Raw genomic sequence first — 11,447 nt, forward strand, 5'->3', positions numbered from 1 at the left:
ATTTATTTATGGCGATCATTAATTTTGAATTTTGAATTTTGAATTTTGAATTCCCCAAAGGGGTTGACTTTGTTGTGTAGATAGGTAAATCGCTACTGTGCCACCAGTAAGCACTAAAACTAACATTGACGGAACCAGGGGAACCCAAATGCCCTGGTAAAAGAGAATTAAGCAAAGAATGTATAAGCCCCCCAGTACGCCTCCTCCCGTTACTAATAGATATAGTCTCGATTGATAGCGCCAAGTAACTGTTTGCGACACGGCGTAGCCGAGTGTCTGCGACACGGCGTAGCCGAGTGTCTGCGACACGGCGTAGCCGATCGCACCTCCAACTACAGACCAACTCCAAATCCATAACGCTTCAACCCAAACAGGCAAAACTGATATCAAAGGTCGGCCATCGATCGCAGCACTCACCAGCTGACTCACCATTTGCGCTTGTAGAATCACTCCTGGTACTTCCTGAGAAAAACCCTGTTCAGTCATGTAGGGGGTAGGACTATAATCACGGAAGCTTTGGGCAGTAGTACCAATGAGAACAATTCGGTCTTTGACTTGTTCGGGATTAACCTTTCCTCTCAGAACATCTGTGAGTGTGACAATAGGTGCAATTTCTAAAGGAGAACCTTGGTAAGAGCGATAATTAAGCAATATTTGATAGCCCCCTATATCCACTTTTTGATAGCCGCCCATTTGCGATTCTGTTTTAGAGCCATTTCGCGATCGCAACCGTTTAAAAACGATGTTACCTAGCTGTAAATCTCCTTGGGGGGTGTATTTCGCAAAAATCCCTTTTTTCTCCAAATAGTGAAATGCCAGTTGGGCATTAAGCGCGTAGCGTGCAGTACAAGGAGATATAGGGTTATCTGGCTGCATTGCTAATAAATGACGACGCAAAACATTATCTGAGTCGGGAACAATATCACTAAATCCTTGGCGTTCTGGTGGAACTCCTTCGGGAGGTGAAACTCCGGGATAGTTTTGGGTGCGATCGCTAACTTTGCAAATTGCAAAGAAATTGTCATCAGTTTTCCAACGAGTAGTTAAAGCGGCCTGGTTAGGTTGTACCGATTCATCACGATAAATATCCAAGCCAATGGTTCGGGCTTGGTACTGTGCAAGTTTATCTAATAGTCGCGCCAGTGCCAGATTTGACAATGAGCCACTTCTTTGCTTCTGCTCTGGGAGGTCAAGATCGTCTTCAGTTACAGTGACGATTAATAAGCGCGAATCTTGCTTTTCCTGGGGACGCGATCGCATAAATTTGTCATATAAGAACAACTCCGATGTTTGCAATCCTCCTTGATGTCTTACCCCCAGTACACCAACAGTTATCAGCAGACTCAACAGTAGCAAGGTTCCAAGGCGGCGAATCTTGGGAATTCGGGGCTTTGCCCAAGTCATTGAGACTACAGCAGGATGTTCGCTAATTACTGGCAACCAACTTGCACCTGGATATTCCTTTTCTATTCCTTTAAGCCTTTGTCTGGCAGTGCGAACCGCAGCATATATAGATTCTCCTGATGAAAAAACCTCTAAAAAATGCTTTAAAAATTTTTGCGCTACTTTATCTGGTACTGGTTCCCGCATAACAATAATTTGCGGAATCTGTAAATCTTGTAATTCTCGCGCTAATCCTAATCCATCGCAAGAGTTGAAAATCGCCAATTGTAACCCGTTGGCAACAGCATTTCTCAGGGCATATCTGAGTTCATCAATTGTTAATTTATCTGTTTTATTAATATAGATGCAACTAGCTTCACCCTCACTTTTGCTATGACCTGCAAAAAATAAGATATTCCAAGGTTGTTTCCACAAATTGTCGTCGATGTCTGAATATTCAGGTTCTACTAAAAAAGTTGTAGTGGCATCAGGTAATTTCTCTAGTAACTGGCGGTCTTGCTCCACATCAATACCGTCACTATTGCCTAAAATTGCCAAAATTCTAATTTTATTTCTGCTTATGGATGTCTGCAATGTGGCTGTTACTAATTCTGATTCTGGAACACTGAGAACAACTTCAGCTTTGGGGTAATCTCGATCGATCAAATCCCACAAATGCCAAGGAAGTTTTTTGAGTTGCAAACAATGAGTGCGAATCAACACCCGCACTTCTTCATCTGGCATCAAGTGTTTGAGCCATTTTTCCCGCACGGCACGAAAAGACTCTGATAGCAACCAGTTATTCAGATGCTCTCGTACCTCACTAGCTTTTGTATTGCACTCCTGACGGCGCTGGGAAATAGAACCATCGTAAATAATTTTTTTGGCTTTGATGCGGGTAGATTTCCACAAGCTGCGATATGTGGACTGCCATTGGGCAACTGCTGTTGCCATATCTGGATTAGAGGGTAGCTTGCCAGTAATTTCTGTATTCGGGCGTTTGCCCTCTTCTCCAATCTCCAGCGTTACCTGCACGCCTAAGTGCAAATTGCCATCTAGTTTCAGCACAACTAACTTTCTCATTGGCAACACCCCTGCTGTTGTTCTTAACAAATGACAAAATTTTCTGTGATGCTGATATCTCCCAGAACAAGTTTAACGCTGAAACGTTCTCCCACTTCACAACTAAATTCCAATTGAATATTCTTATTGCTGCTTCTTGTTTGAGCTTCCATCACAGATGCCCCCTCAAAATCCAGCACCATTAGATGGAGATTTGGTGGCAGATAATCTTGTCTATTTGTCGGATGTAATTCTACGATAATGTCCATTTCTTGCTCGTTATCTGAAGGTAAGGTAACGACTAAAACCACTGCACGTTTGCTCAAAAAATCTCCTACATCAATCAACTTACCCCTGCTAAGAAAAGCACCTGCCTTACTTCTCATACCCCAAGCTGGATTAGCACTTTGAGTGCCTAAAAGAGTCTCAACTTCTTGCCAACCAGCTTCAAAAATATTTTCCAACCATTGCTTCAAATTAACTAAACTCTGATTTAAAGTAAGTGAATTATCAGCTATTTCAGCAACTTGGAATTGAGAAAGTTCTTCTAAATACTCCAAGAGATTGTCTAAAGGTTGCAATTGGTTAATGGGTAATAAATCAGTTTGTACTTGCTTGACAAATCCCAGCAGCGTTGCTTCTCTAAATGATTTGCCAATTTGCACAACTACATAGCCAATTCGATTTGACTGTACTTCTGGCGGCACATAAACAAATTGTGCATCTGACAATACCGGACGACATTCTAATAAGCCCAAGTTTTTTAGCGACAAATCAGCAATATCCATAAGTGTCTGTTGTATGACATTCCAACTATCACTTTTATGCAAGTCTGTCTCAAATCCCATGCAACATAGATAATAATTTACGAACGATACAGACAAAGTATTGAGATAAACTTGTTCGCCTTTGGCTGGTGTGGCTTGTTGTCTGCGTAACTCTTCTGCTCGATGCCTTCCATCCACAGGTATCGGGGCTGAAAATGTTAAATGTTTGATGATTTTGCTCATATTTTTGCCTAGCTGATTAGATGATATTAAACATTAAATATATAAGTATTCATGAAATTTAGTAGCAAATTTTTTCAAACAACGTTGGTAAAAACTATGGAGAGATGTGATTCCAATACCCCATTCGCCCGAAATCTCTTTCCAGGAAATGCCATAACATCTTCTTTTAGCTATAGCTTGAAAATTTGCCTCTGGATGACCTTTGATATGTTCCTTGCAAAAAATTAATTCTGGGTCAGTTTCTATACATTCTACTAGTTGTTCAAATAAAGACATAGTTTGAGATGAAGGTATATTTTCTAGGTGAGAGTTTTCGAGATTTATTTCATTTTTGCCGATAATTTTGGGGATAGCCTCTGGAAAAAAACGTTTAGTTAATAGCATATTTATCCAAGTCATCACTTCGCCACGTTCTGGGTCATACTTATTAATATTGTTATCTTGACAAAGATAGAAAAATAAATTTTGTACTGCTTCATCATAGATATCTTGATAAAGTAGTTGAAATTGACCTTTGTAAGGACGAACAAGCTTGCCTGACTGCCAAATAGCATTAATCAAACGTGTTAAAGCTATCCGCTTTTCCTTGGTTAGGTGTGTATATTGTTGGGCTGCGATCGCTAAGTCTTTAAGTTGTCCATCTAGTTGTTTTCTCCAGTCATTACTCATAAAAGACCTCGAATCAGAACGCACCAAGTTGCAAACTCATCTATATCTCATGTATTGCTCGCAACTTTTACACGAACCAGTCATAATTGTTACAAAACTTTGTGCTTATGTATTGAACTGGGGACTGGGAAGATTTGGCTCGGCGCAACACCAGATTTTTTGGTGTTTATGCTGACCTCCTTTCAAATTCGATAGAAAGTTAATTACCCACCTTGAAAGGGCTAGTTTTACATAAATAACAACAACAGCGTAGCTGAGATGAAGTTTTATCACTACGCCAAACGGGATAATTTGGGCAGACGACAGGCGGCGTTATACATTATTAAGTGTATCTGCAATACCGGACTTGTTCTGGCTTAGTCTCAATAGCAAAGGTTTGGAGATGTTTACTTTATCAGAAACTTCTATCCTGGCGGCAATCCTACTGGTAGCTTTAGGCATTTTGGGCTGGGGCTTTTATCGCGCCAGACCTTTTGGTAAACTGGGAATCTTAGCCTGGTTACAGTCGGTGGTGTTGATGACTCCCTGGCTTTTGTTTTTTGGATTGTTTGCCGCAGGGATTTACATTAATATAGCGGGTATATTGTTCTTAGTGGTGACATCCGCCGGATTATACGTTTACTTGGGCAGACAGTTACGCCAAGCTGGGCAAGATACCATCCTCAAGCAACGCGCCACAGAAAGACTCGCTGCTGCTTCCTCACTTGAAGCAAATTCCCCACAACCAAAAGTAGCAGAACTCAAACCAGAGATTTTGCCGATACCAGAAGAAGACTTGAATGCAGTTAAAGGTATTTTCGGTATCGATACATTTTTTGCTACAGAAACGATCGCCTACCAAGATGGAGCCATTTTTAAAGGCAATCTACGAGGAGAACCAGAAGAGACTCACAACCGTCTAACTACAAGTTTACAACAACGCCTTGGCGATAAATATCGTCTGTTTTTAGTGGAAAATACAGACGGTAGACCTGTAGTGATTGTCCTACCGAGCCGCAACGATCCCCGACCGATGTTGTTATCGCAAAAAGCCTTTGCAGGTGTTCTGTTGATAGCGACCATTGCCACAAGTTTAGAAGCTGCGGGATTACTGCTGAATTTTGATTTCTTTGGCAATCCAGGGCGGTTTCAAGAAGCTTTGCCCATAGGCGCGGGAATATTTGCGATTTTAGTAGCTCACGAAATTGGTCATTGGTTACTTGCCCAGCGTCACCAAATTCGCCTTAGCTGGCCCTTTTTTCTCCCCGCAGTGCAAATTGGTTCTTTTGGTGCAATTACCCGCTTTGAATCTTTATTGCCTAACCGCAAGGTATTATTTGATATCGCTTTGGCAGGGCCAGCCACAGGTGGCATCGTTTCTTTATTAATGTTGGTGACGGGCTTGCTGCTTTCTCATCCAGGTAGTTTATTTCAATTGCCAAATCAGTTTTTCCAAGGGTCGATTTTGGTGGGAAGCTTGGCGCGAGTTGTCCTTGGTTCGGCATTGCAGTCATCCCTGGTAAGCGTTCATCCCTTAGTGATAATTGGTTGGCTGGGGTTAGTAATTAACGCTTTGAATTTGATGCCAGCAGGACAACTAGATGGTGGGCGAATTATTCAGGCGATTTATGGACGCAAAACCGCAGGACGAGCAACGATCGCAACTTTAATTTTACTAGCGCTAGTGTCTCTCGGTAATACTCTTGCCATGTATTGGGCGATCGTAATTTTCTTTTTACAACGAGATCAAGAACGCCCAAGCTTGAATGAAATTACTGAACCCGATGATGCTAGAGCCGCTTTGGGTCTTTTGGCTCTCTTCTTGATGATTACCACGCTTCTACCCCTAACTCCTGGCTTGGCTGGGCGTTTGGGAATAGGATAGTAGACTTCTTGCAGAAGTAGGGAAAAGGGGAAGGAGAAAGGGGGAAAGGTTTGGTATTTTCCCTTTCCCCTTTAACATGAGTCCCTTTTTCCACCTCTTGCAAAAAGCACTTTTGCAAGAGGTCTAGTGTTTATGGAGCCTACACCCAAACAAGCAATATCCGCAATTCGGGTGTGCGCTCAACTTACCAGAGTTTATAAAGGAATAGACCTTGTAAGGTTAGACGAGCGCACTAAAAATGTTTATATCTTGGCGAATAATTCAATCGAAGCTAAGGTACTACTAACTGGAGAAATTCTTTGGTTATGACAAAACCTAACTTTCAACAAATGCCTTTAGAGCAGCTAAGAACTTATATTTTGGAGCATCGCAACGACGATGAAGCATTCTATGTCTACATCGACAGAAGACGCGCTCAATCTCCAAAACAGATACCGATGACAATTGAGGAAGCGGAGGCTGATTTACAAAGACGGTTTGGACAGCAAGCTAGTTAAATTACTATGAAAGATTCTTCTGTAAAGGAGTTAGGAGTGAAGCACATGCGATACTTAGAAAAATTAAACCCGATTTGTAATTCTAGTAATCAATTTATTTATCTTTCTCTAAAATTATTATTTTTTAGCATTATGATGCTAAGTTTCCTTATTGGTGGGTGTGAGAAGGAAGATGAAAATAAGGTGCAAGAAAAGAAAATATCAAGACTGGAGAAAGAAGCAGAAAAAAATATTATATCTAAAGTTCAGACTCAAAATAACTACTTCTTAAAGCACAAAACCTTTTTTAAATCTCCTGACGAACCAGCAACTCACTATGGCTCGTTCCCACCAATTTTTGGAACACAAAGATGTTATCGATACTATACTGAAACAGATACTAAAGTTTTCTCTCAAACAACTATTGATGCTGTTTATAGCTATGCCGTTCAAGACGACTGCGGTGGTATGTTTGGCTTTGAAATTAGGTCGTATGCTGGAGCGGTCTTTGCTGTTCGCATGAATGGGGACAAGCAACTGAAAATAATACGTATTGTCTGTCGAAACAAAGAAAGTTATGCGCTACCCTCTCACCCAGAATATATAAACAGTGTAGTAAAATGCCCCGCTAACACAATACAAGTATTACCAATTTAACTAACTCTGAAATTCAAAAATACAGGTATTCTCCAATCAGTTGCTTTTTTACTAAAAAACTTAGTTCCTTTCAAGACAAATTCTTAAGTGATTGTCGGTGAACCTTCACTTAAAATTAAGCGATATGTTCACCGATAGCTTGTTAGGAAAATTAACCAAACGGTTTCCAACCTGCTAGCAAATTCGGGTAAGTCGTTGGTGTGGGAAAAATTTTCTGGAAGCCAGTTTGACGGTCTTGCGGCTTTTCTTTGCTCATATTCCAGAGGGTTTCATAGAAAAAGAAAGAAACTCCAGCAAAATTGCGATCGCGTACTTTTTGCACTTGTGTTTGAATCTGCTGCATTGGTATAGATCGGTTTTTCAACCCAGCCAAAATGCCTACACTCACTGGAATATGACTCTTGGCTGCTTTCACTTCTGGATACTCTAATTCGCTGATAAAAACATTCAAGTCATCCCGATATACCTGCAAAACTAAGTCTTCGACGATTCCTAGCCGTTCCCACTTCTGCCAGTCTGCTAAAAAGAAATCGTAGGAAAGACGCTGAGGATTAGGAGCAACGGAAACCAGGCAATTTTTTTTAGTAGCTTTGATAGCTGTAAATACCCGCTTCATAAACTCGGTGATTTTATTAGCTCTCCAACGTACCCATTCTGGATCTTTGAAGTTTTTCGAGGGAGCTTTACCACCGTGTTCTTTTTTGTAAAGTGCTACTGTATAAGCATCGTATCCTAATTCTGATGGTAAGCCAAAATGGTCATCAAATTGAATACCATCGATATTGTAGTTTCTAACAATTTCAACGATTAAATCTTGAATAAATTGTTGTACTTCTGGACGAAAGGGATTTAGCCAAACGCGATTATGTGTACCTTCTTTGACAATCCGAGTCCCATCGCTGCGACTGGTGAGCCATTGGGGACGATTTTTAGCTAATAGAGAATCCGCTGGTGCCATAAAGCCAAATTCAAACCAGGGAATTACTGTTAACCCTTTTTGATGGCCCACATCGACAATTTCTTTGAGGATATCTCGCCCTTTAAGTCCTGGTGTGGGATCGAGCGATCGCCCGATCACTTTTTGGGCAACTTTGCTAGGATACAATGTATATCCCCAATTCCAAACCGCCGGATATATGGTGTTAAAATTGAGTTCATCAAGCCGTTGCAAAGATCCTTTAAGGCGATCGCGCTCAAATAACACATCACTATCAATATTTGTTAACCACACTCCCCTTAACTCAGCTTTTGGCGTTGACGGCAGATTTATTTGAGCGTTCAAAGGGAACGACAAAATCAGCGTCGCGATCGCACTCAAGGTAAGCATAACCATAAACAAAAGAGACTTTCTACTCTGGCGAATATTCCACCAAGAAGAAAACTCAACACACCACTCTACAAACCTTTTCATCATGATTTAAAATGTCTGTGTCAGTGAAGGAAACATTGGCATGATAAATAATATTAATGCTTAACCTTTGTTTCCTGCTCTAAAAACAGATTGCCAATATCAAATAAAAGTTGCATAGTACCTCGATAGCCAACTTTGGTAAACTGACCACAATCTAAACGGTCAAAAATCGGAATCCCTTGACGGTAGAGAGGAATTTTTAAACGTTGAGCGATCGCCACTCCATGAGAGTTGGTAATGAGTAAATCAGACCCAACCGCCAATTGCTCAAAGTCTTCCAAATCGCCGATAGTAACGCTATTGATCGGCAGTTTTTCGAGCAAAGGAAAGCGTGTTGTTGTCACTGCTGCGTGAATTTCAACTCCTAGCGATCGTAAAAAAGCAACTGTTGACCATAGTAAATCTGGTTCTAGCGCCAAAGAAACTCGTTTGCACCCAAAGTAAAAGTGATTTTCCAACATCATATATTGTAACTGACGGCGTTGACGGCGGTATTTCTCTGGTACGCTGACACCACTGATATCCGCCAAAGCTTGCAAAAATTTATCTACTGCTGCTAGTCCAGTCAGTTCACCAAATACCTCATAAGGTATATTGAATCTCTGCTCCAAAATTTGCGCTCCACCCCGCATACTATCACCTAGTGCCAAAGTAAATACAGAACTACCAATTGAGCGCAACTGTGCTGCATTTGTGCCATTAGCTGTTATGGCACTAGAGGAATCTTCTATATGACTATCTAGTACGCCAGAAAGATCGGGTACAACAATAGGTACGAGTCCAAAAGAAGTGACAATCTCTTTGATTTCTTGTACATCCCCTGGTGTGAAGGCAGAACTCGCCAAAATAGTGATTTGTGCGGGATAAGGGTCTTTTTTGGAGCTTTTTTGAGGAATTTCCCTGACTATACTCTCAACTGCACCAGCAAACCCATCCTGTAATGTACCTTTGAAATCTGGTGTAGAGACAAACACAATTGGTAGATAATCTAGTTCTGGGTGACGGTGGCGAATCTCCTTGACAAAACGTACCATGTCATCGCCTCTGGTTTCCACCAGTCCAGTGCTACAAAGACCGATAATTTCTGGTTTGGATCTCTGCACTAAAGTCAAGATTGCTTGTTCAACTCTTTCCTCGCCACCCAAAATGGTTGCAACTTCGGTCATCGCTGTACTGGAAAGGGGAATCGTCTGACGGAAATGTTGTACTAATACCGCTTTAGTCAAAGCAGTACAACCTTGAGAACCGTGCAATAAAGGCATGATTCCCTTCAAACCCAAAAAGGCTAAAACTGCGCCCACAGTTTGGCTTTGCTTCAAGGGATTAACTGCAACTGATGTACTCGTAACGCTAATAATCGCCATCAAATTTCCTCCTCAGAAGAATTTCCTGCTGACCACGGGGCTAACTGGTATACTTGCTCCCACACAGGGTTGTAAAAAGCGGCATACAGTTCTCGTGCTACTTCTAAAATTCCTATATAGCCTGCATAGGCATGATTGCGTTCTTGATTAACATCTAGAAATGGAATTCTCGCAGTGAGAGAGGTGTCTTGATGGCGTTTCTCAGCAATTAACATATCAGCTTGATTTTCGTTAATTAACTGTAAAATTTCTTCAGGACTATTTTGTTCTAAAATTATGCCATCTTGACCCAGCAAACTTGTGACTCTAATTTGATCCTCATCAGTATTATTCTTCGTAAGAATAGCAATAACTTCCATCCCCAATTTTTTAGCAGCAAAGATAATCAACCAACTCTTGAAACTTCCAATAGAAAGGATAATACGCTTACCTTGCAATCGGGTAATATACAGAGCAAGTTTTTCATCTATTGCAACAGTTTCTTCTACGATTAGCTTTTCTGTACGTTCCTGCAAATCAGAATTACTTAACTTTGCAGCAATATTCCTTAAACATTGATTGATTGACTCTATACCATAGATAGACTCTTCAATATAGGGAATGCCATATTTTTTCTCCATCCCTTTTGCTACATTGATGAGTGCTTTGGAGGAGAGTATGACGTTAAGTTGGGCACGATGAGCATAGCAAACTTCTTTGTACACAGCATCGCCTGTAATTTTTGCCAAAACTCTGATACCTAATTTCTCCAATAACGGTAGAACATTCCATATTGCACCTGCGATGTTATGTTCACCAATTAGATTGATGTTGTATGGTGTACTAGTCTCTGGTTCAGCTGTTCCAATAACGTGTTCTAGCATTGCTTCACCAGCAACACGGTTGCCCAAATTTTGGTTCCCAATAAAGCCAGGACAATGTACAGGGATAGTAGGTATTCCTGTTTTCTCGCTGGCATTTTTGCAAACTCCCTCGATATCATCTCCAATCAAGGCGGTGATGCAAGTGGAGTAAACAAATACCGCCGATGGTTTGTAGCGTCTTGCTAATTCTAAAATGCCTTTGTACAGTTTTTTGGCTCCACCGAAAATGATATCGTTCTCATCTATATCGCTGGTAAAGCGTATTTTGTACAACATCGAACCAGAAGAGAGACTGCTGTAACTTCCCCAAATACTGGCAGCACAGCCACTTGGCCCGTGAACTACATGAGCAGCATCGGTGATTGGTACTAGGGTAATCATCGCACTATCAAAAGCACAACTCCCTTGAGTAGTTCCAGGTTGAGGTAATTGTGTGGAGGACTTCTTTTTATACAGTTTCTGCTGAGGAGCATCTTCAGAATTGGAGTTACTGAGTGAATCGTTGATTTTTCCTGGGGTAGGATTCATTTGTTTGGTGACAATAGGTAGAAGTTATTAGGTGTTAAGTGAATTTTAAAATTTCAGCGAATTTTAATTTATTAACCGTGTATTTAAAGTATGGAATAAAAGGGAATGAGAAAGAGAATTTCCCATCCCCTAAAACATAAACACCAACTAGGTTAGAGAA

10 protein-coding genes are annotated in these 11,447 nt (G+C 41.0%); 4 read left to right on the top strand and 6 right to left on the bottom strand.

From position 1 onward, the window contains the following. Positions 1-18: 18 nt before the first annotated feature. The 3 genes from RM368_RS05670 to RM368_RS05680 are packed head-to-tail and all read right to left on the bottom strand — an operon-like array spanning position 19 to position 4,124. The gene (locus tag RM368_RS05670) at positions 19-2,466 is read right to left on the bottom strand and encodes a CHASE2 domain-containing protein (protein ID WP_322693157.1); all 2,448 of its coding nucleotides are present in this window, start codon (positions 2,464-2,466) and stop codon (positions 19-21) included. Between the two features lie 23 nt (positions 2,467-2,489). Beyond that, the gene (locus RM368_RS05675; RefSeq protein WP_322693158.1) at positions 2,490-3,455 is read right to left on the bottom strand and encodes a DUF1822 family protein; all 966 of its coding nucleotides are present in this window, start codon (positions 3,453-3,455) and stop codon (positions 2,490-2,492) included. A gap of 33 nt (positions 3,456-3,488) precedes the next feature. Next, on the bottom strand, positions 3,489-4,124 hold the full coding sequence (locus tag RM368_RS05680) for a sigma-70 family RNA polymerase sigma factor (protein WP_322693159.1): 636 nt from the start codon (positions 4,122-4,124) through the stop codon (positions 3,489-3,491). 382 nt (positions 4,125-4,506) lie between these two features. Here RM368_RS05680 and RM368_RS05685 point away from each other — a divergent pair, with 382 nt between their 5' ends. The 4 genes from RM368_RS05685 to RM368_RS05700 all read left to right on the top strand — a co-directional run bounded on the left by RM368_RS05685 (position 4,507) and on the right by RM368_RS05700 (position 7,121). After that, positions 4,507-5,988 carry a site-2 protease family protein gene (locus RM368_RS05685; protein ID WP_322693160.1) on the top strand — a complete coding sequence of 494 codons (1,482 nt, stop codon included), beginning with the start codon at positions 4,507-4,509 and terminating at the stop codon, positions 5,986-5,988. 132 nt (positions 5,989-6,120) lie between these two features. After that, positions 6,121-6,297, top strand: a complete 177-nt coding sequence (locus RM368_RS05690) for a DUF6888 family protein (protein WP_322693161.1) — start codon at positions 6,121-6,123, stop codon at positions 6,295-6,297. Further along, positions 6,294-6,485: a DUF6887 family protein gene (locus RM368_RS05695; protein WP_322693162.1), complete on the top strand. Its 192-nt coding sequence runs from the start codon at positions 6,294-6,296 to the stop codon at positions 6,483-6,485. The genes RM368_RS05690 and RM368_RS05695 overlap by 4 nt, the downstream gene beginning before the upstream one ends. 6 nt (positions 6,486-6,491) lie before the next feature. After that, entirely contained in the window at positions 6,492-7,121 is a 630-nt protein-coding gene (locus RM368_RS05700; protein WP_322693163.1) for a hypothetical protein, read from the top strand. Positions 7,122-7,272: 151 nt separating this feature from the next. Here the strand turns inward: RM368_RS05700 and RM368_RS05705 are convergent, their stop codons facing one another. Genes RM368_RS05705 through nifE form a run of 3 tightly spaced genes read right to left on the bottom strand, consistent with a single transcriptional unit; the run spans position 7,273 to position 11,287 of the window. Beyond that, positions 7,273-8,532, bottom strand: coding sequence for a glycoside hydrolase family 10 protein (locus RM368_RS05705; RefSeq protein WP_322693261.1), 1,260 nt, complete (start codon positions 8,530-8,532; stop codon positions 7,273-7,275). Positions 8,533-8,585: 53 nt separating this feature from the next. Further along, a complete protein-coding gene (gene nifN, locus RM368_RS05710; RefSeq protein ID WP_322693164.1) occupies positions 8,586-9,896 on the bottom strand; it encodes a nitrogenase iron-molybdenum cofactor biosynthesis protein NifN in 1,311 nt (436 codons plus the stop codon). Continuing rightward, on the bottom strand, positions 9,896-11,287 hold the full coding sequence (gene nifE / locus RM368_RS05715; RefSeq protein WP_322693165.1) for a nitrogenase iron-molybdenum cofactor biosynthesis protein NifE: 1,392 nt from the start codon (positions 11,285-11,287) through the stop codon (positions 9,896-9,898). Before nifE ends, nifN begins: the two co-directional genes overlap by 1 nt. Between the last annotated feature and the right edge of the window lie 160 nt (positions 11,288-11,447).

The organism is Nostoc sp. DedSLP03 (assembly GCF_034530815.1).
Taxonomy (GTDB): domain Bacteria; phylum Cyanobacteriota; class Cyanobacteriia; order Cyanobacteriales; family Nostocaceae; genus Nostoc.

Coding starts and splice junctions, on each gene's coding strand:
- RM368_RS05670 (WP_322693157.1), bottom strand. CDS start 2,466: ATGAGAAAGTTAGTTGTGCTGAAACTAGATGGCAATTTGCACTTAGGC.
- RM368_RS05675 (WP_322693158.1), bottom strand. CDS start 3,455: ATGAGCAAAATCATCAAACATTTAACATTTTCAGCCCCGATACCTGTG.
- RM368_RS05680 (WP_322693159.1), bottom strand. CDS start 4,124: ATGAGTAATGACTGGAGAAAACAACTAGATGGACAACTTAAAGACTTA.
- RM368_RS05685 (WP_322693160.1), top strand. CDS start 4,507: ATGTTTACTTTATCAGAAACTTCTATCCTGGCGGCAATCCTACTGGTA.
- RM368_RS05690 (WP_322693161.1), top strand. CDS start 6,121: ATGGAGCCTACACCCAAACAAGCAATATCCGCAATTCGGGTGTGCGCT.
- RM368_RS05695 (WP_322693162.1), top strand. CDS start 6,294: ATGACAAAACCTAACTTTCAACAAATGCCTTTAGAGCAGCTAAGAACT.
- RM368_RS05700 (WP_322693163.1), top strand. CDS start 6,492: ATGAAAGATTCTTCTGTAAAGGAGTTAGGAGTGAAGCACATGCGATAC.
- RM368_RS05705 (WP_322693261.1), bottom strand. CDS start 8,532: ATGAAAAGGTTTGTAGAGTGGTGTGTTGAGTTTTCTTCTTGGTGGAAT.
- nifN (WP_322693164.1), bottom strand. CDS start 9,896: ATGGCGATTATTAGCGTTACGAGTACATCAGTTGCAGTTAATCCCTTG.
- nifE (WP_322693165.1), bottom strand. CDS start 11,287: ATGAATCCTACCCCAGGAAAAATCAACGATTCACTCAGTAACTCCAAT.